Source organism: Hansschlegelia zhihuaiae (assembly GCF_004103825.1).
Taxonomy (GTDB): domain Bacteria; phylum Pseudomonadota; class Alphaproteobacteria; order Rhizobiales; family Methylopilaceae; genus Methylopila; species Methylopila zhihuaiae.
Genome location: NZ_RYFI01000005.1, coordinates 77,670 through 100,487, shown reverse-complemented (window position 1 = coordinate 100,487; position 22,818 = coordinate 77,670). Strand labels below are relative to the sequence as shown.

Genomic DNA, 22,818 nt, shown 5'->3' with positions numbered 1-22,818 from the left:
GGAGAGGCATGATGGCCTATGGCGAGCGGAACGGCCCCGGCGGCGACGCCCGCCAGAAGGTCTACGGCAAGTATCGCGGCGTCGTGGTCAACAATGTCGACCCGCTCAATCTCGGCCGCGTCCAGGCTATGGTCCCCGAGGTGCTGGGCGAGGTCCCCGCGAGCTGGGCGTGGCCCTGCGCGCCTGTCGCGGGACTGAACGCCGGCTTCTTCGCCGTGCCGATGCTCGGGTCCGGCGTCTGGATCGAATTCGAGGCCGGCGACGTCTCGCGGCCGATCTGGACCGGCGGCTACTGGGCGGCCGGCGAGGCGCCCATGGCGCCGCCCGCGAGCCCGCCGCTTCCGACCACCAAGGTCTGGCGCTCCGATTTCGGCCTTGCGGCCGTGATGGACGACCTCACCCAGACGATCACGATCTCGGACGCGCTCGGGGTCAACAAGATCGAGATCAGCGTGCCGACCGGAACCGTCACCATCAAGGGACTGGCGCGCGTGGTCCTCGACGGCGCGCTGATCCAGGAGGGCAGCCAGGCCGCCTTCCATCCGGCCGTGCTGGGAGACCAGCTGATGGCCTATCTCACGACGCTCGTCACGTTGTTCAACACCCACGTGCATCCAGGCGAGATGGCGCTCGGCGTGCTGCCGGTGACGCCCGCGCCGCCGGTCGCGCCCATGCCGCCGCCGAGCCCGGCGCTGCTGTCGCTCAAAGTGCTGCTGGAATAGGGGCGGAGAGGGGCATGGCGCTGAGGCCGGGCAATCTCGCGGTCAACCAGACCGACTACACGGACTACGTCGACTCGATGGCCGCGGCCATGGACGAGGAGCTCAACGCGCTCCTGCTGCTCGACGACATGCCGGCGCTCAACATGGACTCCTCCGACCGGGACGTGAGGGCGCGGCGGCGGCTGTTCGTCGCGATCGCGCGCGGCGTGGTCCGGCACCTGAAGGACCGCGAGGACGCGTTCAGGATCACGCTTCCGCTCACCGGCTCGCCGGTCGTCACCCCAGACATCGAAGTCTAGGGGGCGGCGATGGCGGCGGCGGATGCGACCTTCCTCGACTTCCCGCTGTCGCTCGACGCCCGAGGGCGCGCCGGCCTGACCGGCGAGGACGATCACGTCCGCGATCTGATCCGCCAGGTGATCTTCACCGCGCCCGGGGAGCGCGTGAACCGACCGGAATTCGGCTGCGGCCTCAAGCAACTCGTGTTCGCGCCCGCCTCGGACGCGCTCGCCGCCGCGACCGAGCAGCTGGTCCACGGTTCGCTGCTCCGCTGGCTCGACACGCTGATCCTCGTCGAGCGCGTCGGGGTCGCGGCCCTCGAGGAGCGGCTCGAGGTCACTGTCGTCTACCGCCTGCGCGCGACTGGCGAACGCGTGGAGGACACCTTCGTGAAGACCGGGCCGGCGTGAGACGGCGATGGCGATCTCGACCTCCGGGACCATCTGGTGCGAGGACGAGCGGCGCTCGGGCCTGATCCGCGCGCCTGCGAGCCCGGTCAACGGGATCGACTATGTCGAATATCGGCGCGACATGCTGGCGCCGCCGGCGCGCCGCCATGCGCTGGAGGTCACGTTCCTCAAGGCGCCGCCGGCCGGGCTCGACGCCGCGCCGGAGGCCTTCGTGGTGCTGGGCGGGGCCCGCATCGTCGACGTCAGGACGCTCTCCGTCGAGCCCGATCCCGGCGACCCGCTGACGATCCGGGTCTTCCTCGACCGCGAGGGAGATTTCTCGATCTATGCGCTCTCCGTCGAGCCGCCTTGGCTCGACCCGGAGCGCAGCCAGGCGCGGTTCTCGTTCAAGGCCGGCTGCCCGAGCGACCTCGACTGCCGGCGGACGGTCGACTGCGCGTCCGAGGCTCCCGCCGAGCCCGAGCTCGACTACCTCGCCAAGGACTATCAGAGCTTCCGGCGGCTCCTGATGGAGCTCGTCGCGGAGCGGCACCCGGACTGGCTAGAGCGCTCGCCCGCCGATCTCGGCGTCGCGGTGCTGGAGCTGTTCGCCTATGTGGGCGACCAGCTGAGCTACTTTCAGGACGCCGTTGGGACCGAGGCGTTCCTCGACGCCTGCCTGCACCGCATCTCGGCGGCGCGGCACGCGCGGCTGATCGACTACCGGATGCACCAGGGCCGCAACGCCTATGCCTTCGTCCAGTTCGACGCGACGGCGGGCGCGCCCGGTTTCGTGCCGGCGGGCGCGAAGCTCGTCACCAGGATCGGCCGGCCGCTGATCGGCGACGCCGGCGCGCCGGGGGCCGTGATGCCCGCGACCGCGGATTTCGACGCCGACCCCGCGCTCGACGGCGCGACAGTGTTCGAGACCACGGCGCGGATCCGGGCGGACGCGCTCCACAACCTGCTGCGCATCCATTCCTGGGGCGACGCGGAATGCTGCCTCGCGCGCGGCGCGACCGAGGCGTGGCTTTATGGCGTCCCGGATGGCGCCAACCCGAACGCCTACCGCCCGGCCTTCGCGCCGGGGGACTACCTGCTCATCCGCGAGGCGGTCAGCCCGGTCACCGGCGCCGCGGCGGACGCCGATCCCGCCCGAGCGCAGGTGGTGCGGATCACCGATGTCGAGGACGACGAGGACCCGGTCTTCCGCGCGGCGATGACGGGCGGCGCGCTGACCGCCCGCAGCAGCCCCGCGCAGGCCGCGCTGCCGCTCCAGCGCGTCGTCTGGCGGCGCGAGGACGCGCTGACCCAGCCGTTCCGCCTGTCAACCGAGACGCCGGAGACGGGCCTGATCGACCCAGTCTCGATCGCCCAGGGCAATGTCGCGCCGGCCGATCACGGCCGTACCATCAGCCGGATTCTGCCCGCGCCCCGGGCCGAGACCCGCGCCTGGCCGATCGCCGCCCTCACGCTGCCCGACGGTCCGCTCACTCATCAGGCCATGCCGCCGGAGCCGGTCTACGCGGCCGACGGCCGGCTCGTTCCCGGCCGCCATGACCTGGCGGCGGACGTCCGTGAGGTCGGTCCGGCGATCGTGCTGTCGGTGCTCACGACCGAGGGCGACGTCGAGCTCTGGACGCCGGCGCCGCATCTGTTCGAGAGCGGCTCCTACGACCAGCAATTCGTGGCGGAGGTCGACAACGACGCCGCCGTCCGGCTGCGCTTCGGCGACGACCGCTACGGTCGGGCGCCCGCGGACGTCGTCGCCGTCACGGCCCGCTATAGGATCGGCGTCGGCCGGTCGGGCAATCTCGGTGCGGGATCGCTCGTCCATATCGTCGCCCCCACGGCCGCCGAGATGACCGATCCGGCCGACCCGTCCGCCGCTCCGGCGCCGTTCGTCGGGATCGAGCGCGTCTTTCAGCCGCTGCCGGCCCGGCTCGGGGCCGAGGCGGAGACGATTGAGCAGGTGCGCCAGCTCGCCCCGGAGGCTTTTCGGGCGATCCAGTTCCGCGCCGTGACGGAAGCCGACTGGGAGGAGGTCGCGCTCAGGCATGCCGAGGTCGCGGCCGCCAAGGCGCGGTTCCGCTGGACCGGCAGCTGGCACACGGTCTTCGTCGCCATCCACCCGCGCGACGAGGCGCGGCTGACGCGCCTGCCGGGCGGCGGCGCAGCGCTCGCGACCGACTTCGCTGCGGCGATGCGCGCCCATCTCGGCCGGTTCCGTGTCGCCGGCTACGACCTCGCGGTCCATGCCGCCGTCTACGTCCCGATCGAGATCGAACTTCGGCTCTGCGTCCGAGCCGGCCATTTCCACGGCGACGTGATCGCCGCGGTCCGCCGCGCGCTCTCGAACCGCGCCTATGCGGACGGCTCCCGCGGCTTCTTCCATCCGCTCGCCTTCCGCTTCGGCGACGCGGTCTATCTCTCGCGGCTCTACCAGGCCGCGGAGGCGGTCGAGGGCGTCGAATCCGCGACCGCGCTGGTCTTCAAGCGCTACTGGGAGGTCCCGGGAGACGCCATCGCGCGCGGCCTGATCGCGATGGGGCCGATGGAGATGCCGGTCCTCGAGGACGATCCGAACTTCCCCGAGCGCGGCGTGCTGCGCATCGGCGCGGTGGGAGGCCAGTGATGGCGTCCGTCCCGGCCCCGGCGTTCTGCGGCTGCTGCGCGGGCGGAGCCGCGGACCGTCCCGACACCATCCTCAACCGTCCGGGCCTGTCGACGCTCGCCTATCGGATCGGGACCTTCGGGACCTTCCGGCGGGCGATGCTGGAGCGGATCACGGAGGACGCGCGGCTGAGCGCTCTCACGACCCGCGAGAGCGACGACTACGCGATCTCGTTCCTCGAGCAGTTCGCCGCGCTCGCGGACGTTCTCTGCTTCTACAACGAACGCATCGCGAACGAGATCTTCCTGCGCACGGCGCGCGAACGCGACTCCGTCGTCAAGCTGGTCGCGCTGCTGGGCTACCGGCCGCGGCCCGGCCTCGCCGCGACCGCGCTGCTCGCCTTCACGCTCGACGACGGCGCCCGCACCCGGGTGCGCCGGGGCCTGCCGGTCATGAGCATGCCGGCCCAGGACCAGCGGGCCCAGACCTATGAGACGACCGAGCCGCTCGTCGCGCATGCGCGCCTCAACGCGGCCGCGGTCCACAGTCCGCCCACCCCCTTCAACGCCTTCGCGCGCGGCTCCACGGGCGGCGTCATCACCGCCCGGCCGGAGCCGCTCTCGATCGGCGACCGGCTGGTCGTGTTCGGCCTCGAGGCCATCGAGGAAAAGACCGTCGCCGAGCTTCGCCGCCAGAGCGACGGCGTCGGCCTCGTCTTCGATCCGCCGATGCAGGCGCTGGGCCTGAGGCCCGGTCTCGCGCGCGCCGCGCGGATCGACAGGCGGCTGCGCTTCTTCGGCTACAACGCTCCGACCAAGACCAACGTCTTCGACACCAATCCGACGACGCCGCCGCATGAGCGGTGGAAGACCGTGACCGTCTCGGCCGGCCTCCCCGGCGGCCTCACGGCCTATCCGCTCGACGCCCGCTACGACGACGTGAAGGCCGGCGACCATCTGCTCGTCGACCAGGGGGCCGGCGCCCTCAAGGGGCCGCGCCTCATGACCGCGGCCGTGACCTCGACCGACGACCGCATGGCCGATCCGGTCGGTCCGCTCGAGGACGCCGTCACCCATGTCTCGCTGCGGCAGACGATCCTTGGCCGCCCGGTCCCAGTTCCTCCGGAAGGCGGCTCGCCGCCCGGCGCGTTGCGCGTCGCCGCCATGACCGGCGCCGGGACCTTGAGCCTTTTCGCCCGCGGCGGCGGTTCGCAGACTGAGGCGGTCTGGCCGGGGGCGACGACGCATCTCATGGAAGAGCCTACGGTCGTCGGGTCCGGGCCTCATGGCCTCGATCTCTATTACCGGAACGCGTCGGGCCGCCTGTTCGCGGCGTTCCGCGGGGCCGGCTGGACGACCGCGGACCTCGGCGTCGACGCCGCGACGCGCCCGGCCGCGGTCGATCTTCCCGGCGCTGAGGCGCTGGTCGCGGTCACGACGCCGTTCGGCGCGGCGCGGGTGCTGCAGGTCGGGGCGGCCGGCGTCCTGGTGGACGAGACCGTGCCCGCGGCGGCGACGTCGCCGGTCGCGATCTCGAGCTTCGACGGCACGCGCGTCGACGTCGTGCTGCGCGGCGCGGACCGCTCGGTGATGCACGCCTCGCGCGTCGGAGGCGTCTGGAGCGGCTTCAGGTCGCTCGCCGGCGTCGCGGCCGCGACGCCGGCGCTCGTGTCCCCGGCGCCGGGCCGCCCCGAGATCTTCGTCGCAGGCGACGACGGCCGCCTTCGCAGCCGCCGCTTCGACGGAACCACCTGGTCCGACTGGCTCGACCTCGGCGGCGCGGTCGAGGGCGAGGTCTCGGCCGCGGCGCTGCCCGGTATGGTGTTCCTGTTCGCCCGCGGCCGCGACGGCGCGCTCTGGAGCATAAGGCGGGTCGGCGCGGTCTGGGGACAATGGAGCCGCATCGGCGGGACCCTGACCTCCGATCCGTCGGCCTCGACCCGCGACGGCGTGTTGCGCGTGTTCTGCCGCGACGGCGACGGCGGCGCGTCCGTCGCCTCGTTCTCCGGCACAGGCTGGTCGGCTTTCCAGCCGATGGGATTCGGGCTCGGCGAGATCTTCGACCGCCGGACCGCCCGCATCTTCCGGCTGTCCCGCCCGGACGTCGCGTTCCGGGGCTTCGCCTATCCGATCCCGCTCCAGGGCGGCCGCCTCGCCGTTCCACTCGGCGACGGCCGCGAAGGTCTCGAGGAGATCGCGAAGGACCGGCGCCTGATTCTGCAAGCCGGCGCCATTCGCCATATCGCGCAGGTCACGAGGCGCGTCGAGGCGGCAGCGACCCCGGGCGATCCGCCCGACCACCTGCTGGTCGACTTTGCGCCGCCGGTCGGCCGGCTCGACGGCGACGTCCGGATGCTCGGCAACGTCGCCGCCGCGAGCCATGGCGAGTCACAACCGAAGGGCGCCGGCCCGGACGGCTCGCCGGCGCTCGAGCCTATCGGCTCGGGCGACGCCACCAGGACCTTCCAGAGCTTCGTTCTCTCGAAGAGCCCGCTGACCCATCTGCCGTCGCGCAAAAGCGTCTCCGGCGAACCGGTCATCGAGCTGCGGGTCAACGGCGAATTGTGGCGGCCGGTCCCGAGCCTCTATGGCCGCGCTCCGACCGACCGCGTCTATGCGCTCCGTCAGGACGACGCCGGCAAGACCAGCGTGACGTTCGGCGACGGCCGGACAGGCGCGCGCCTCAAATCCGGCGCGCTCAACGTCGCGACGCGCTACCGCTGCGGGCTCGGCCTCGAGGGCCGGATGACGGCCGGCCAGCTCGCGATCCCGCTGGAGCGACCAGTCGGCCTTCGCGCCGTTGAGAACCCGCTGCCGTCGGACGGCGGGGCGGACCCCGAGACACGGGACGACGCGCGGCTGGGCGCGCCGGCTTCCGTGAAGACCTTCGGCCGCGCCGTGTCGCTGAAGGACTTCGAGGACGTCGCCACGGCGTCCGGACTGGTGGCGCGGGCGTTCGCCACCTGGGTCTGGTTCGATCTGCAGCGGGTCGTCCATCTGACCGTCGCGGGCGCCGACGGCGCCCCGCTGTCAGCGATCGCGCTCGACGACCTCCACGCCTCGCTGGACTCCGTCCGCGATCCGAACCGACCGCTCGCGCTCTCCAACCTCACCCGCATTCCGGTCGTGATCCGCGCCAGGCTGCTGCGCGATCCGATCTTCGAGGTCGACGACGTCCTGGCCCGCGCCCGGGCCCGCATCCTCGAGGCCTACGCGTTCGAGGCGCAGCCGCTCGGCGCCGCGGTGCATGCGAGCGGCGTCTACGCCGAGCTTCAAAGCGTGGAGGGCGTGTCCGCGGTCGACGTCGACCTGTTCCATCTGAAGGGCTACGCCACTCTCACCGGCGTCGAGCGCGAGGTGCGTTCGGTCACCACGGACCCGGTCCAGCCGCATATCCGCGTCTATCCCGCGCGGCCGTTCCCGACGGACCTGAGCCAGCTCGACCGCTTCGCCCTCGCGGGCGTTCCGTCGGGCGCCGCGCCGCCCGCGCTCGCCGCCGAACAGGCCGCGATCCTCGATCCTGCCGAGGACGTCGAGCTTTCGATCGCGGAGGCGTTCTGATGGCCTATTCGAACCGCGACGAAGACAAGCTCTACCATCTGCTGCCCGCCTATATCCGCGAGCAGGACGCCGTCAGCGGCGAGGCGCTCAAGACGCTGCTCGCCATCGTCGAGGCCGAGGCGGACCGGGTCGAGGCCAGCATCGCGCAGCTCGGCGCCAACGCCTTCATCGAGACCTGCGAGCCGTGGGTGGTGCCCTATATCGGCGACCTCGTCGGCGCGACGCCGCTGTTCGACGAGTCGCGGGTCGCCGACGGCGACACGGCAGAGGAGCTGTTCCCGGAACTCGAAGGACCGCGCCTCAAGCCCGCCATCGCGCTCCGCACCCGCGCCGACGTCGCCAAGACGATCTACTACCGCCGCCGCAAGGGCACGGCGCCGATGCTGGAGGAGCTCGCGCGCGACGTCACCGGCTGGTCGGCGCATGTCGTCGAGTTCTTCGAACTGCTGGGCTGGACGCAGTGGCTCCGCAACCACCAGCGGCCTCAGGCGGTCCGCACGCCGGACATCCGCTCGGTCGAAGCGATGGACCGGCTCGACCGGGCCTTCGACCATATCGCCCACACGGTCGACGTGCGTCCTGTCGGGCGCATGGAGGGCTGGCACAACATCCGCAACGTCGGGTTCTTCCTGTGGCGGCTTGGCGCCTATCCGGTCGAGACGTCTGACGCCCGCCGTCTCGGGGCCGCCGGCGACTTCCGCTATTTCTTCTCGCCGCTCGGCCAGTCCGCCCCCCTGTTCAGCCGCCGGCGCCCGGAAGGCGACGAGACGGGGCTCGCGACCGAGCTGCACGTGCCGCAAGCCGTCCGCCCGGCGCTGTTCTTCGAGGATCTCAGGGCCTATCGCGCGCTGCCCGCGCCGCGACCGGGCTTCAGCGAGCTCTACGGCCCGTTCGACGCCAGTCCGCCGACGCCGGCGGCGCCGCATCCGAGCTTTTCGGTCGTGGTCGACGCGACGCCGGCGCCCGCCGACCGGATCGTGTGTCGCGACCTGTCGACCTGGAGCGCGCCGGCGACGGATTTCGTCGCGATCGACGTCGCGCGCGGGCGGCTGACGCTCGGGCCGGCGCTCCTGCCGGCGCAGCGGGTGCAGGTCTCCTGTCATTACGGTTTCCCGGCCGAGCTCGGCGGCGGCCCCTATGGAAGGCGGGCCTGGCTGACCCGGCGCGCTCTCGCCCGCGAGGTCTATCTGGTCGACGGCTCGGGCGCGCCCGGCGTCCACGCGACGATCGGCGCTGCGCTCGGCGCTTGGACCGCAGCGGGCAAGCCGAACGCGATCATCCGCATCCGCGACAATCGCAGCTACGCCGAGGCGATCTCGATCGAGCCCGCCGACGACCGCTTCCTGGCGATCGAGGCGGCCGACGGCTTCCGCCCGCATCTGATGCTTGCGGGGCCGCTGACCGTCACCGGCGATCATCCGGGCGCCAGCGTCACGCTGGGGGGCCTGCTCGTCGAGGGGGTGGTGGAGGTCGCGGGCGACCTCAGGCGCCTGAGGCTGATCCACACGACGCTGGTTCCGGGCGCCTCGATCTTCGACGATGCTCCGCCTGCGGCCGATCCACCCTCCATATCGGTCGCGGAGACCAGCGCGTCGGGTGATCCGGCGAATGTGGAGTTCCGGCTCGAGATCGCATTCTCGATCGTCGGCCCGGTGCGCGTCCCGGAACATGCGGAGGGGCTGTTCGTGCTGGACAGCGTGGTCGACGGGGTCGGGACCGACGCGATCGCGGCGCCCGGCGCGCCCGGCCGCGCCGGGCCGCCTCTGCACGTCGAACGCTCGACGCTAAGGGGGACCTCGCGGATCCGGGAGATCGCCTTCGCGACCGAGACGATCTTCGATGGGACGGCGCGGACCGAGCGCGTGCAGCGCGGCTGCGTCCGCTTCTCCTATGTCCCGCGCGGCTCCCGTGCGCCGCGGCAGTACCGCTGCCAGCCGGCGCTCGCGATCGCCAAGGCGATCGAGGAGGAGGAAGCGGCCTTGGGCCCGCGGACCGATCCGCAGCGCGCCGCGATCGCGACCCGTGTCGCTCGCCGGGTAAAGCCCGAATACGCCAGCGAGGCCTATGGCCAGCCGGCCTATCTGCAGCTGTCGCTCGGCGGCCCGAAGGAGATCGCGCTCGGGGCCGAGGACGGTTCGGAGATGGGCGTCTACTGCTGCCTCAAGCAGCCGCAGCGGGAGGCCAATCTCCGGGCGAGGCTCGACGAATACTTGCCGTTCGGCCTGGAGGCCGGGCTGATCTACGTGACGTGACCGGCGCGCCCGGGAGGAAGCGATGAGCGGAGACTATACGCGCTTCACGCATGATCCGCTGAAGCGGCGGTCCGGCGTGCTGATGCAGCAGGGCCGCGTCCAGCTCGACTCGGACTGGAACGAGTCCGTCGACATCACCAAGCGCCGCCAGCGCCTACAGTCGCTCGACGTCTTCGGACCGATCGGCGTGCCCTACGAGACGACCCCGGAGGCTTTCAAGATCGGCGTCGCGGCCGGGCCCGGCGGGGATCTGACGATCGAGCCCGGCCGACTCTATGTCGACGGGCTCCTCTGCGAAGCCTTCGCGAGCGAGACGCCGAGCTATCTGGCGCAGCCCTTCTATCCCGACCCTCCCGCTTTGCCGGCCGGCGACGCCGTCGTCTATCTCGACGTCTGGGAGCGGGAGGTCACCTATGTGGAGGACGCCTCGCTGCTCGACGTCGCGCTCGGCGGCGCCGACACGGCGACCCGCACCCAGACGGTCTGGCAGCTCAAGGTGGAGGGTCGCGACGGCGCGGTCTGCGGGCTCGACGTCGGCGACCCTTCCTCCGCCGGGCGGCTCTCGAGCGACGCGGTCGCGCCGCCGGCGCTGTCGGACCCTTGCATCCTGCCGCCCAAGGCGGGCTATCGCGGGCTCGAGAACCGGCTCTACCGCGTTGAGATCCATAGTGGAGGCGCGCTCGGCGTCGCGCGGTTCAAATGGTCCCGCGACAATGGCTCCATCGTCTCCGTGGTGCGCGGCGTGGCGGTCGCGGGGGCGCAGACCACGCTGACCGTCAATCGCATCGGCCGCGACCCCGTGCTGCGCTTCCGCATCGACGACTGGGTGACGATCACCGACGACCATCGCGAGCTGATGGGTGAGCCCGGCGAGATGGCGCGGGTGATCGACATCGTGGAAAGCCGCAACGAGATCGTGCTCGACCGCGCGCTTCCGACCGGTCGCCCGTTCGGCGCGACGCCGGCCGACCTCGTCGCGCGCCACACCCGCGTCCAGCGCTGGGACCAGACCGCGGCGACCAACACGATCGACGCCGACGGCCTGATCGCGACCGCGGCGGGTCCGATCGACCTCGAGGACGGCGTTCAGGTGAGCTTCGCGCTCGATCCCGCGGGCGGGGCCTTCCGCGACTTCGATCATTGGGTCTTCGCGGTCCGGGTGGCCGACGCCTCGGTCGAGAAGCTGAACGCCGCGCCCCCACGCGGCGTCGAACATCATTACGTCCAGCTGGCGGCCGTCATTGGGCTCGGCGGCCCGTCGCCCGTCGCGACCGACTGCCGCCCCCCGGAAGCTTCGGACGACGAATGCTGTTGCGCAGTCACGGTCGCGGTCGGCGAGGACATCCAGCAGGCGATCGACTCGCTGCCCGATGTCGGCGGCTGCGTCTGCCTGAAGGCCGGTGTCCACCAGCCGCGGGCGACGATCGTGATCAGACGGCCTTTCGTCCGGCTGACGGGCGAGAGCCCGGGCGTGTTCGTCGATCTCGCGAACGGCGACAGCGTGCTGCGCGTCGAAGCCGCGTTCGGCGTCCGCGTCGAGGGCATCGTGTTCCGCGGCGCGATCGAGTCCGGCGAGGGCGTCGTGTCGCTCGCGGGGGCCGACGACGTCGCCGTGACCGGCTGCGGGATGGAGAACAAGGGCCCGGTCCGGGTCGTCGGCGTCGACGTCCTGCGGACCGACCGGCTGCGCGTCGAGCGCTGCTTCATCCGCAGCGTCGAAGTCGGCATCCGCACGGTGGGGTTCTGCGACGCGCCGGTCTTCGTCGAAAATCTGATCCGGCCGGGCGGACGCGGCGACGGCAAGCTGTTTCCGATCGGCGTGCTGTCGCAAGGGACGAGCGCTCCGGTGACCGTCTCGGGCAACCGCATCGAGGAGACAGCCTTCGGAATCGTGATCAACGACGCCCATCCGTTCGGCGAGCCGTTCTCCGGCGCCGAAGGCTCCGCGATCCTCGACAATGTCATTGTGGTCGACCCGATCGAGCGCGGCGACGCCGACCGCATCTATGCGATCGACGCGGCGGCCGAGCGGAGCGTCGTCTCGGGCAACCGGATCTGGGTGAGGTCGCCGGACCATGTCGCGATCCGGGCGACGGGCTCGAACTCCGTGATCGGCGGCAACGTCGTGAAGGCGGAGCTCAAGGAGATGGGCGACCGCGCGCCGGTCGGCGTCCAGATCGGATATGAGAGCGAGAAGGCGGGGGTGCCGACGACAGAAATCGTGGTCGCGGACAACCGGTTCGAGGGACCGACGAGCGGGGTCATGGCGACCGATGCCCGGAGCCCGACCATCCGGGACAACGCGCTGGTCGGCGACCGCCCCGAGCGCGGGCCCGTGACGTTCGGCGTGATGCTGAGCCGCGTCCAGAACGCGCTCGTCGGCGGCAACAGGATCGCGGGCGTCACGATCGGGTTGGGCGGTCTCTCCGGCCGCGCGAACCGGTGGAGCGAGAACGACGTCTCGGCCGTGACCGCCGGCCTGTTCCTGGCGCTGGAGGCAGCGCCGGCCGTCCAAGGCAACCGCATCCACGACACGACGCAGGTCGGTCTTGGGGCCATCGGCATGATCGCGCGCGCCGACTTCATCGCCAACCGCCTGACGAACGTGTCCTACGAGGCCGAGCGCGCGACCGGGATCGGCGCCGTCATGGTGGCGGGCGAGTGGCACGTCGAGGCCAACGAGGTCGTCAATGTCGGCGTCAGGCCCGAGAACAAGCTGCAGGCGCCGACGACCGTCGGCATTTTCGGAATGTCCATTCTGGAGGCGCGGCTGGAGAGCAACCTCGTGGTCCACACCGACTTCCTGGAGCGGGATCCCGAGCGCGAGGACCGCGCCGTCCTGATCGACGGGCTCTACGAACGCTCCTACGATTTCGCCGAAGGCTCCCTAACGATCGGCTTCCCGCTGCTGATCGCGTCGAACGAGTTCACGGGCGTGGGGCGGACGGCGCTGATCGAGGTGGCGGAGCGCAAGGTCGAAGGCGATTTCCGGGCGCGGTTCGAGCGCGTGTCGTTCGACCAGAACTACTGCATGCACAAGACCGGGCGGCTGGAGGCCCACGAGCAGGCGACCGTGGTGCTGACAGGCCGCAGCGCGATCGTCATGGGCAACCACATCAAGGCGACGACCAAGTCGTTCCCCTCGGTCAACTTCAGCGGGACGCCCGGACCGTTCATCGGCAACGTCACAAATGGCGGCGCCAGCAACCACGCGGACTTTCCGGCGCCGGAGAGCGCCTTCAACCAGATCATGTGAGTCGGGAGGGGCGCATCATGAGCATCGACAAGATACTCGCCGAGCAAGGCGAGTGGCTGAAGGCGGCCGCCGGGGCGACGACAAGGCCCGACAAATCGGCCGTCGCCATCGGCATGCCGCTCGAAATCCGCAAGCGGCGGACGGAGGAGCTGAAGGCCCGCGTGGAAGTCCTCGAGGCGCAGAAGGAGGCGGTGGTCAAGCGCTACGACGCGGCGATCGCCGACGAGAAGGCGGAGATCGAACTCCTCGCGCGGGATATCGCGTGGGACGCCAAAGGGCCGACGCCGCCTCGCGATCCCCGGCGGCCGGAGCCGAAGGCGGCGTCCAGGGCGGCATCCGGATCGGCGGGCGCGGCGGCGCGGAAGAAGGGCCGAGGGTCTTCATCCAAGCGGCCGACCAAATGATGTGATCAGCGGCGCTTGGACGATGCTAGGGGTCTTGGGGAGCAGGGTCTCCTGCCGGCGGATCGGAGCGGCGTCAGCTTTCGATGAAGGCCAGCAGGTCCGCGTTGATGATCTCGGCATGCGTCGTGCGCATGCCGTGCGGAAAGCCCTTGTAGAGCTTCAACACGCTGTTCTTCAGCAGCTTGGACGAGAGCAGCGCGGAGGGCCGCGATCGGAACGATCTGGTCGTCGTCGCCATGCATGACGAGGACGGGGACGTCGAGCGCCTTGAGGTCCTCGGTGGGTCGGTCTCCGAAATGGCCCTTGATGGAGTCGTACTGCGCCTTCGCGCCGCCCATCATGCCCTGGCGCCACCGGTTCGCCCGGAGCGGTTCGTTGATCGACGCGCCGTCGCGATTGAAGCCGTAGAACGGGTTCGGCGCCTTGCCGGTAGTATTCGGCCCGGTTAGCGGCGAGCTGGCTCCGGAAGCCGTCGAACACCTCGATCGGCAGGCCGCCAGGGTTCCGGGGCGTCTTGACCATAATCGGCGGCACCGCTCCGATCGGCACGGCCTTGGCGACCCCGCCCTTGCCGTGTCAGGGCCGTCGCGATGACAAGACTGCCGAGCATGTCGGTTGGAGATCGAGGACGGCGTGATCCGGTCGGCCCGCATCGCCGCCGGGGGCGTGGGGACGATGCCGTGGCGGATGCGCGACTGCGAGGCTGCGCTCGCCGGAAAGCGCGCGGACCGTCAGGCGTTCGAGGACGCCGCGCGGCTCGCGGCGCAGGGCCACGCGACAGGCAAACGGATCCGCAAGCTGCCGATCTACATCGAGGGCGTGCTGAGCGCGTGAGGGCGCAGCGATCTGGGCTTGTCGAGCGCGCCTTACCCCTTCTCTCCGTCGAAGCGGCTGCGCGCGCTCTCGATCGCGGCCTGGTTCTCGTTCGCCCAGCCGGCCAGCGCGACGGCGTGCTTCTGCAGCGATCGGCCGAGCTCCGTGAGCTCGTAATCGACGCGCGGCGGGATGGTCGGCGTGACCGTGCGGGTGACGAGCCCGTCGCGTTCGAGGCCGCGCAGGGTGAGAGTCAGCATCCGCTGCGAGACGCCGCCGATCAGCCGCTTCAACTCGTTGAAGCGCTTCGAGCCGTCGGCGAGGAACATCACCACCAGCACGCTCCATTTGTCGCCGACGCGCGCGAGCACCGAGCTCACCAGGCGGCAGTCGTGGGATTCCGCGCCCGTATAGCCGAAGCTGGGCACATCGGTGTGCCTCCGTTCCAAAAAAGTGCCTCCTTGCGCTGCCGATCTAAGAGTAACTTATAGAGCCTTGGTCACAAAACCATACCGAGGCCCATCATGAAACTGCTCCATGTCGACGCCAGCATCCTTGGCGAGAATTCGGTCAGCCGGACCGTGTCGGCGGCCGCCGTCGAGCGCCTGAAGGCGGAAATCCCGGGCGTCGAGGTCGTCCGGCGCGACCTCGCCACGGCCCCGATCGCGCATCTCTCGGGCGCGCATCTCGCGGCCCTCGCGCCGGGCGCCGAGGCGTCGGCGCAGGTGAGGGTGGAGAACGAGGAGGGCGGCCGCGCTCTGCAGGAATTCCTCGAAGCCGAAATCGTGGTGATCGGGGCGCCGATGTACAATTTCGCTGTCCCGAGCCAGCTCAAAGCCTGGATCGACCGCGTGCTGGTCGCGGGAAAGACCTTCGGCTATGGCGACGACGGCAGGCCAGTCGGGCTCGCGGGCGACAAGCGCGTCGTGATCGCGATCTCGCGCGGCGGCTTCTACGGCTCCGACACGCCGATGGCGGCGTTCGAGCATGTGCAAAGCTATCTGAAGGCCGTGTTCGCCTTCGTCGGCGTCGCCAATGTCGAATTCCTGATCGCCGAAGGTGTGCTTGCGGGGCCGGGCCTCCGCGAGAAGGCGCTCGACGTCGCGCTTGGCGAGGCGGCCCACCTCAAGGCCGCCTGACGGGGCGACCTGCGAAAAGCGGAGGCGGGATCAGCCTCAGACCGCCCTTTTGAGATCGACCCGGGCCTCGAGCGCCGCGGCGCTCTCCTTCCGTTCGCTGTAGCGGTCCGTCAGGTAGCCGGAGACATCGCGGGTGAGGAGCGTGAACTTCACGAGTTCCTCCATCACGTCGACCACCCGGTCATAGTAGGAGGACGGCTTCATCCGGCCGTCCTCGTCGAACTCCTGGAAGGCCTTGGCGACCGATGACTGGTTCGGGATGGTCAGCATCCGCATCCAGCGGCCGAGGATGCGCATCTGGTTCACGGCGTTGAACGACTGCGAGCCGCCCGAGACCTGCATGACCGCGAGCGTCCGCCCCTGCGTCGGCCGGACGGAGCCCATGCTGAGCGGGATCCAGTCGATCTGGGATTTCATCACGCCCGTCATGGCGCCGTGGCGCTCCGGGCTTGTCCAGACCTGCGCCTCCGACCACAGCGACAGCTCGCGGAGCTCCCGGACCTTCGGGTGGTCGACGGGGCCGTCGTCGGGCAATGGCAGGCCCGACGGGTCGAACACGCGGGTCTCGCAGCCGAGCCGCTTCAGCAGGCGCTCGGCCTCGAAGGTCAGCAGGCGGCTGTAGGAGACCGGACGAAGCGATCCGTAGAGCAGCAGGACGCGCGGCGCGTGCGTCGAGCGCGGCGCGTGGAGCCGCGAAAGGTCGATCTGACGGAAGCAGGCTGCGTCGAGGTTCGGCAGATCGGTCAAGCGGGCCCTCCGGCCTTCACGACCTCGCCGTCCTCCTTGGTGAAGTCGTCCGGCAGCGGGGCGGGGAGAATCTCCAGCACGACCTCGGAGGGGCGGCACAGGCGCACGCCGCGCGAGGTGAAGACGAAGGGGCGGTTGATCAGAATCGGATGCTCGACCATCGCGTCCAGAATGCGGTCGTCGCCCGCCTCGGCCAAGCCGAGATCGTCGAAGGGCGTTCCTTTCTCGCGCGCCGCCTGGCGGGGCGTGAGCCCTGCGTCGGCGATCGCCCTGGAGAGCGCGTCGCGGCTCGGCGGCGTCTTCAGATAGTCGACGACGGTCGGTTCGAACCCGGCAGCGCGGATCATCGCCAGCGTGTTGCGCGACGTGCCGCAGGCGGGGTTGTGCCAGATGGTGACGGCCTCGGACATCGTAACCTCCTCAGGATCGGGCGTCGGGCGCAACCGCGCGGACGCCGCGGGCCTCGTACCAGCCCTTGGACCGGTTCACGATCCAGACGACCGACAGCATCACCGGCACCTCGATCAGCACGCCGACCACTGTCGCGAGCGCGGCGCCTGACTTGAAGCCGAACAGGCTGATCGCCGCCGCGACGGCCAGCTCGAAGAAGTTCGAGGCGCCGATCAGTGCGGACGGGCCCGCCACGCAATGCGCCTCGCCGGTCGCCCGGTTCAATAGATAGGCGAGGCCCGCGTTCAGATAGACCTGGATCAGGATCGGGACGGCCAGCAGGGCGATGACGAGCGGCTGGGCCACGATCTGCTCCCCTTGGAGTGCGAACAGCAGGACGAGGGTCGCGAGCAGCGCGACGAGCGAGAGCGGCTGGAGGCGCGTAAGCAATTGGTCCAGAGCGGGTCCGCCCCCGGAGGCCAGCGTCCGCCCGCGCAGCAGCTGGGCCGCGACCACCGGGACGACGATATAAAGGGCGACCGACAGGACCAGCGTGTCCCAAGGCACGGTGATCGAGGAGAGCCCGAGCAGCAGGCCGACGATCGGCGCGAAGGCGACGATCATGATCGCGTCGTTGACGGCGACCTGGCTCAGCGTGAACAGCGGGTCGCCGCGGGTCAGGTTCGACCAGACGAAGACCATGGCCGTGCATGGGGCCGCGGCGAGCAGGATCAGCCCGGCGATATAGCTGTCGATCTGGTCGGCCGGGAGCCACGGCCGGAACAGCCAGCCGATGAACAGCCAGCCGAGCAGCGCCATCGAGAACGGCTTCACCGCCCAATTGACGAAAAGGGTGACGGAGACGCCCCGCCAGTGCGCGGCGACCTCGCGCAGGGCGCCGAAGTCGACCTTCACCAGCATCGGCACGACCATCAGCCAGATCAGGATCGCGACGGGCAGGTTCACGCGCGCTGCTTCGAGCGCCCCGATCGCCTGGAACAGGGCGGGCGCCGCGTAGCCGAGCGCGACGCCGACGACGATGCACAGCGCCACCCAGAGGGTGAGCCAACGTTCAAACAGGGACATGGGCTGCGCTCGTCAGGCCGCGGACGGATGGGATTTGCCGATCTCGTCGAGACGGCGCTGCAGCGAGAGCTTGTCGATGGTCTTCAGGGGCAGATTGACGAAGATCGAAATTCGGTTCGTGAGCTTCCGCAGCGTGTCGGCGAAGGCCAACGCCTTCTCCGCGTCGGAACCGACGACGGCCGCCGGGTCCGGCACGCCCCAGTGCGCCGACATCGGTTGCCCCGGCCAGTAGGGGCACTCCTCGCCAGCGGCGTCGTCGCAGACCGTGAACACGAAGTCGAGCTCGGGCGCGCCCGGCGCCGCGAACTCGTTCCAGGACTTTGAACGCAGGCCGGAGACGTCGAAGTTCGTGCGCTTCAGGAGGTCCAGCGCGAGCGGGTTGACCTCTCCTCGCGGGCGGCTTCCGGCCGAGTACGCCTTGAAACGGCCCTGGCCTTCCCGGTTCATCACGCATTCGGCGAGGATCGAGCGCGCCGAATTGCCCGTGCACAGGAACAACACATTGTAGGGACGCTCATGCGACATCGCAGGTCTCCTTGGTCGGGGCGCCGTCCGTCTCACATGCGCAGCGGTCGGAAAGGGTTTGCAGAACAGGCGCGCAGACCTCCGGGCGGCCCCTGCAGCAATCCTCGAGCAGGTAGTTCAGGAGCCCGCGCATGCCGTCGAAATCGGCGCGGTAGAGGATCAAACGACCGTCGCGCACGCCGGTGATCAGTCCCGCCCGGGCGAGGATCGCGAGATGCGTCGATAGCGTGTTCTGGAGGCAGCCGAGGGCGTCGGCGATCGCGCCAGCGGCGATGGGCTCGGGCGCCATCGTCACGAGATGCCGGAAGATGCGGAGCCGGGTGGACTGGCCGAGCGCCGAAAGCGCCTCCAGCGCCGCGGACTCGCGATCGCTCTCCGACGATGAACCGGGGGTTGGCATATCGCCTCCACGCATCTGTCTCTGACATTATATCGATAGATCGGCGAATGTCGATACATTAGCGCTGGAGTGTCGTGGCGATGGCGATCCGCCTCGGCTCGAACCTGCGGCGCTCGAAGCCGCCATGCCGCGGACGCTCTGGACGCACGCCGGTCAAGTCCTAACGATCGCTCCCCGCGGAGCCAACGTCGAGCGGCGTGGCGCGCATAGTTCCGTTCGCCCAGCGCCGAGACCGTCCTGTCCTTCGGCCGCTAGCCTCCGCTTCTTTTGTCCGGCTTCGGAGCCGGCAGACAAGAAACGGGAGGGAACGATGACAGGGCTCAGGAAATGTCTCGTGGCGGCGGTCGCGGCGCCCGCGGCCTTCGCCGCGATCTTCGCGACGGCGGCGGCCAAGGATGATCCGGGCAAGAAGCTCGACCCGGTGACCGTGCGATACGGCGTGCTCTACGCCGGCGGCGAATATGTGCCGGCGGCCGAAGGCTCGCCGAACAAGATCATGACCGGCCAGATCCAGGTCGAATATTTCCTGCCCAAGAACAACACCCGCAAGCTCCCCGTCGTCATGATCCACGGCGCATGGCAGACCGGCGTGAACTTCCTGTCGACGCCCGACGGCCGCGAGGGCTGGGCGCTCAACTTCGTGCGCCAGGGCTATCCGGTCTATGTGGTCGATCAGCCCGCGCGCGGCCGCTCGACCTATCACCCCGCGACCAACGGCCCCTTGAGCGGCTCCGACACCGGCGCGGCGCAGTCGCGCTTCACGGCGCCCGAGAAGTTCGAGGGCAACTGGCCGCAGGCCAAGAAGCACACCCAGTGGCCCGGCACGGGCCTGATGGGCGACAAGGCCTTCGACCAGTTCTTCGCGTCCCAGGTGGAGAACGCCGGCAATGGCGAGGCGCTGACCACCGCCGCCGTCGCCGACCTGCTCGATCGGATCGGGCCCGCCATCATCATGACGCACTCCCAGTCGGGCGCGTACACTTGGCCGATCGCCGACGCCCGGCCGAAGCTGGTGAAGGGGATCCTGGCGGTCGAGCCCTCGGGCCCGCCCGTCGACGGCGGCAAGGTCTGGGGCGTCTCGACCACCCCGCTGACCTACACGCCTGTGGTCTCCGACCCCTCGGAGCTGCAGTTCGAGGAAGTGCCCGCCACGAATCCGAACCTGCTGCCGTGCAAGCGGCAGAAGAGGCCGGCGCGCAAGCTCGTCAATCTGCAGAAGATCCCGACGCTCATCATCACCGGCGAGGCGTCCTATCACGCGCAGTACGACCAGTGCACCGCGCGCTATCTGGAGCAGGCCGGCGTGCCGGTCGACTTCATCCGGCTGGAGAAGATCGGCATCAACGGCAACGGCCACATGATGATGCTTGAGAAGAACAGCGCGGACATCGCCGCCTTCATGATGATGTGGGCGGGTCAGAACGTCCGCTGAGCCGGGCTCTTTGGCAGGAGCCTCCGTCGTCGCGGGGGCTCCTGTGGCTTCAGGCCGGATAGGCGGCGCGATAGCGGCCGATCGGCGTGTCGGCGCGTCGCGCCGCTCGCGACGAGCCGCCGCCGCGGGCGGGCGACGTCGCGGCGACGAACCCGCCGCCTCCGCCGCGCACCAGCCCTTCCATCGGCTTCACGGACGCGGATTCCGGGAAGATCGTCTCGTCGAGGATCGTCAGCGGCACGCCGACATGGTCGGCGAGCACGCCCTTGAACACGGCCCGCAGATCCGTGGTCGCCCGAAGGTCGCTGTCCTCGAACAGGTCGCGCTTCGAAAGGCCCGGCCAGTCGCCCAGCACCTTGCCGCCCGCGACCGCGCCCCCGGCGAGCAGCGCCACCGTGCCGACGCCGTGGTCGGTGCCGTTGTCGCCGTTGATGCGGACCGTGCGGCCGAACTCGGTCGCCATCACGATCACGGTGTCGCGCCAGATGTCGCCCGCATGGTCGTGGAACTCCCGGAGCGCCGAGTCGAGCTCGTGAAGCGAGTTCCAGAGGAAGCCGTCGGTCGAGCCCTGGCCCGAATGCGTGTCGAAATTCGACACCGACATGACGGCGATGCGCGGCCCGTTCTTCGCCGAGAGCAGCCGGCCCGCCCCGCGGAACGCCTTGCGGAAGGTCGAGACGTTGTCGTTCTCGCCGGACGAGACCTTCTCGGCGAGCGCGTCGGCCTTCATGCCCGCAGCGAGCGCGCCGTAGAGCTCCTTGTCGCGCTTCCGGAGCAGCGTCACGACAGCGTCGGTGATCGGGGCCGGCGGGTGCGAGAACCAGGTGGGAGACCAGCCGAGAACTGGGGCGGGGCCGCGCAGCAGCAGCGGCGCCTCGCCGACCTGGATTGCGCCGTTGGAGCGGATCGGCGCGCCCTTCGGCATGACGGTGAGCAGCCGGTTGAGCCAGCCGGTCGAATTGGAGGCGAGGCCCGGAAGGCCGTTCTCCAGATTGTCCTGAGCGTCGAAATGCGAACGGTTTCTGAGCGGCGTGCAGACGGCGTGGACCGCGGCGGCCTGGTTGCGGCGGAACAGCCGTCCGAAAAACGGCAGAGCCGTGTTGAGTCCGAAGAAATCATCGTTGAGCGGCAGCGTCTTGGAGCGCGGGATCGCGATCGCGCCGCGCATCGACGAATAGGCCTTGTCGCCGTGCGGGATCACGACGTTGATGCCGTCCATGCCGCCCCGCAACACGACGACGAGGAGCCTGGGGTCCGCGCTCGCGGCGCTCGCGATCTTCGGCATGAAGGCGGCCGAGAACAGGCCGACGCTCACCCCCATCATCGCGCGGCGCGACAGCAGCATCCGGGATTCCGCGCATCCGGCGGCCGCGGCCTCGTGCACGGCGCCGGACAGGCCGGCTGAGGCGATCAGGCGCGACATGCCTATCTCCGCTGGAACTCGGGCGACATGAACAGGACGGTGAGGCCGATCCGCTTCTCGGTGAGCCAGGTCAGCGCGGATTCGGTGTCGCGCGACAGCGCCGCGCCGTAGAGCGCGCGCCCGAGATTGAGCGGCTTGCCGGAGAACTCCTCGGCGAAGACGTCGACCGCGAGCATCGCGGTGTCGAGCCGGATCGTCATGCCGTCGGGATCGAGCCAGGCGTAGGTCTCGTCCGAATAGCCGTCCGGCGCCGGGCGCTCCCAGGGCAGGTTGTTCATGGCGCGCAACGGCTCGGTGAAGGCCCACATATTGTCCCTCACATAGAGGGTCCCGAGCGCCCGGAACTGCGCGACCGCGAGCTCGTAGGGGGTCCGGAGCTTGGCGAAGGGCGCGCTCCAGGCCGCGGGCAGCGCGATCAGCGCCAGCGTCGTCGCCTTGAGGTCGCCGTCGCTGTCGCGGAACGCCGCGGCGACCGGATCGACCATCTCGGGCGTCGGCTCGTCGGTGATGAAGTGGCGGACGAGCTTGAAGGCGATGTGCTGGGCGGTCGCGGGGTTGCGCGAGATGTCGAGCAGCGCCTGCTCGCCCTGCTCGATCCCGCCCGCCGGATAGGTCTTGCCCATGAAGGCGATGGGGCCGGGTTCGTGCCACTTCGGCCGGAAATAGAACTGGCCGGACATGCCGTCCGGCACGTCGGCCCAGTCCTGCCCGACCTCCCAGCCGCGCACATAGGACCAGCCGGAGATGAGCAGCGCCATGCTGGTGACGTCGGTCTCGCTGTAGCCGCCGCCGGCGCCGAGCGTGTGCAGCTCCAGCAGTTCGCGGGCGAGGTTCTCGTTGACGCCGCGGCCCCAGGCGATGCCGATCTCGGATTTCGGCCCCATCGACTCCTCGTTGTCGAGGTAGCGGAGCATGCCCGGGTGCTGCATCACGCCGCGCTGCATGTCGGCGAACTTGCCGAGGACATGTTTGCGGATGACGTCGCGTTCGAGCTGGCCGATCGTGCCGCGGATCGTCTGGTCCTTGTTGATCGACATCGAGAAATGGTTCGACCAGAACACCACCAGCCGTTCGACGAAGCCGATCTCGGCGCGCAGGTGCTTCTTGAGCCGCGCCTTGAGCTCGAGCAGGCGGATCGTCTCGGCCGCCTCGAAGCTCTTCTGCGAGAGCCGCGCCGCGGCCTTGCGGGTCGGCAGCTCCGGATCGTCGATCAATGCAACGCCCGGTTCGTCGAGCTCGGCTTTAAGGGCGGCGGCCGGATCCACGCCGATGCGCTCCAGCACGCCCGGCTTGGGACCCAGTCCGAAGCGCTGAAGCGCGATCCTGGCTCGGGTCGCCTCGGCGGGGCTCAATGACACGACTTCGGCTCCGGAGAGGCGGCTTCGGC

The 22,818-nt window shown here is 70.1% G+C and carries 19 protein-coding genes and 1 pseudogene; 11 read left to right on the top strand and 9 right to left on the bottom strand.

The features are described 5' to 3' along the window. The first annotated feature begins 8 nt into the window (after positions 1-8). Genes EK403_RS07065 through EK403_RS07030 form a run of 8 tightly spaced genes read left to right on the top strand, consistent with a single transcriptional unit; the run spans position 9 to position 13,476 of the window. Positions 9-722 carry a phage baseplate assembly protein V gene (locus tag EK403_RS07065; RefSeq protein ID WP_128776800.1) on the top strand — a complete coding sequence of 238 codons (714 nt, stop codon included), beginning with the start codon at positions 9-11 and terminating at the stop codon, positions 720-722. 14 nt (positions 723-736) lie between these two features. Beyond that, the gene (locus tag EK403_RS07060; protein WP_128776799.1) at positions 737-1,021 is read left to right on the top strand and encodes a hypothetical protein; all 285 of its coding nucleotides are present in this window, start codon (positions 737-739) and stop codon (positions 1,019-1,021) included. Positions 1,022-1,030: 9 nt separating this feature from the next. Beyond that, a complete protein-coding gene (locus EK403_RS07055) occupies positions 1,031-1,411 on the top strand; it encodes a GPW/gp25 family protein (RefSeq protein WP_128776798.1) in 381 nt (126 codons plus the stop codon). A 7-nt stretch (positions 1,412-1,418) separates the two neighbouring features. Continuing rightward, entirely contained in the window at positions 1,419-4,025 is a 2,607-nt protein-coding gene (locus tag EK403_RS07050) for a baseplate J/gp47 family protein (protein ID WP_128776797.1), read from the top strand. After that, complete coding sequence (locus tag EK403_RS07045) at positions 4,025-7,564, top strand: DUF8189 domain-containing protein (RefSeq protein WP_128776796.1); 3,540 nt, start codon at positions 4,025-4,027, stop codon at positions 7,562-7,564. Before EK403_RS07050 ends, EK403_RS07045 begins: the two co-directional genes overlap by 1 nt. Next, positions 7,564-9,816 carry a hypothetical protein gene (locus tag EK403_RS07040; RefSeq protein ID WP_128776795.1) on the top strand — a complete coding sequence of 751 codons (2,253 nt, stop codon included), beginning with the start codon at positions 7,564-7,566 and terminating at the stop codon, positions 9,814-9,816. Before EK403_RS07045 ends, EK403_RS07040 begins: the two co-directional genes overlap by 1 nt. A gap of 22 nt (positions 9,817-9,838) precedes the next feature. After that, positions 9,839-13,072 carry a DUF6519 domain-containing protein gene (locus tag EK403_RS07035; RefSeq protein ID WP_128776794.1) on the top strand — a complete coding sequence of 1,078 codons (3,234 nt, stop codon included), beginning with the start codon at positions 9,839-9,841 and terminating at the stop codon, positions 13,070-13,072. A gap of 17 nt (positions 13,073-13,089) precedes the next feature. Beyond that, positions 13,090-13,476 (top strand): hypothetical protein, encoded by a 387-nt coding sequence (locus EK403_RS07030; protein WP_128776793.1) that lies wholly within the window; start codon positions 13,090-13,092, stop codon positions 13,474-13,476. Between the two features lie 73 nt (positions 13,477-13,549). Here the strand turns inward: EK403_RS07030 and EK403_RS23000 are convergent. Further along, positions 13,550-14,052 (bottom strand): annotated as a pseudogene (locus EK403_RS23000) (alpha/beta fold hydrolase); the annotation flags it as partial. Positions 14,053-14,091: 39 nt separating this feature from the next. Here EK403_RS23000 and EK403_RS07020 point away from each other — a divergent pair. Continuing rightward, entirely contained in the window at positions 14,092-14,310 is a 219-nt protein-coding gene (locus tag EK403_RS07020; RefSeq protein ID WP_128776792.1) for a hypothetical protein, read from the top strand. 32 nt (positions 14,311-14,342) lie between these two features. Here EK403_RS07020 and EK403_RS07015 read toward each other — a convergent pair whose 3' ends face one another. Then, positions 14,343-14,738 carry a winged helix-turn-helix transcriptional regulator gene (locus EK403_RS07015; RefSeq protein WP_128776791.1) on the bottom strand — a complete coding sequence of 132 codons (396 nt, stop codon included), beginning with the start codon at positions 14,736-14,738 and terminating at the stop codon, positions 14,343-14,345. 75 nt (positions 14,739-14,813) lie between these two features. Here EK403_RS07015 and EK403_RS07010 point away from each other — a divergent pair, with 75 nt between their 5' ends. Continuing rightward, on the top strand, positions 14,814-15,428 hold the full coding sequence (locus EK403_RS07010) for an FMN-dependent NADH-azoreductase (RefSeq protein ID WP_128776790.1): 615 nt from the start codon (positions 14,814-14,816) through the stop codon (positions 15,426-15,428). A gap of 36 nt (positions 15,429-15,464) precedes the next feature. Here EK403_RS07010 and arsH read toward each other — a convergent pair whose 3' ends face one another. The 5 genes from arsH to EK403_RS06985 are packed head-to-tail and all read right to left on the bottom strand — an operon-like array spanning position 15,465 to position 18,576. After that, the gene (gene arsH / locus EK403_RS07005) at positions 15,465-16,175 is read right to left on the bottom strand and encodes an arsenical resistance protein ArsH (protein ID WP_128776789.1); all 711 of its coding nucleotides are present in this window, start codon (positions 16,173-16,175) and stop codon (positions 15,465-15,467) included. Then, entirely contained in the window at positions 16,172-16,585 is a 414-nt protein-coding gene (arsC, locus tag EK403_RS07000; RefSeq protein WP_128776788.1) for an arsenate reductase (glutaredoxin), read from the bottom strand. The genes arsH and arsC overlap by 4 nt, the downstream gene beginning before the upstream one ends. A 10-nt stretch (positions 16,586-16,595) precedes the next feature. After that, the gene (arsB, locus tag EK403_RS06995) at positions 16,596-17,651 is read right to left on the bottom strand and encodes an ACR3 family arsenite efflux transporter (protein WP_128776787.1); all 1,056 of its coding nucleotides are present in this window, start codon (positions 17,649-17,651) and stop codon (positions 16,596-16,598) included. A 12-nt stretch (positions 17,652-17,663) separates the two neighbouring features. Then, on the bottom strand, positions 17,664-18,176 hold the full coding sequence (locus EK403_RS06990; RefSeq protein ID WP_128776786.1) for an arsenate reductase ArsC: 513 nt from the start codon (positions 18,174-18,176) through the stop codon (positions 17,664-17,666). Further along, positions 18,166-18,576 carry an ArsR/SmtB family transcription factor gene (locus tag EK403_RS06985; RefSeq protein ID WP_128776785.1) on the bottom strand — a complete coding sequence of 137 codons (411 nt, stop codon included), beginning with the start codon at positions 18,574-18,576 and terminating at the stop codon, positions 18,166-18,168. The genes EK403_RS06990 and EK403_RS06985 overlap by 11 nt, the downstream gene beginning before the upstream one ends. Positions 18,577-18,886: 310 nt before the next feature. On the opposite strand from EK403_RS06985, the gene EK403_RS06980 reads away from it, so the two are divergent. Next, a complete protein-coding gene (locus tag EK403_RS06980; protein WP_164919525.1) occupies positions 18,887-20,008 on the top strand; it encodes an alpha/beta hydrolase in 1,122 nt (373 codons plus the stop codon). A gap of 49 nt (positions 20,009-20,057) precedes the next feature. Here EK403_RS06980 and EK403_RS06975 read toward each other — a convergent pair whose 3' ends face one another. Next, positions 20,058-21,431 (bottom strand): DUF1501 domain-containing protein, encoded by a 1,374-nt coding sequence (locus tag EK403_RS06975; RefSeq protein WP_128776783.1) that lies wholly within the window; start codon positions 21,429-21,431, stop codon positions 20,058-20,060. 2 nt (positions 21,432-21,433) lie between these two features. Then, positions 21,434-22,789: a DUF1800 domain-containing protein gene (locus EK403_RS06970; RefSeq protein ID WP_128776782.1), complete on the bottom strand. Its 1,356-nt coding sequence runs from the start codon at positions 22,787-22,789 to the stop codon at positions 21,434-21,436. Positions 22,790-22,818: the final 29 nt, after the last annotated feature.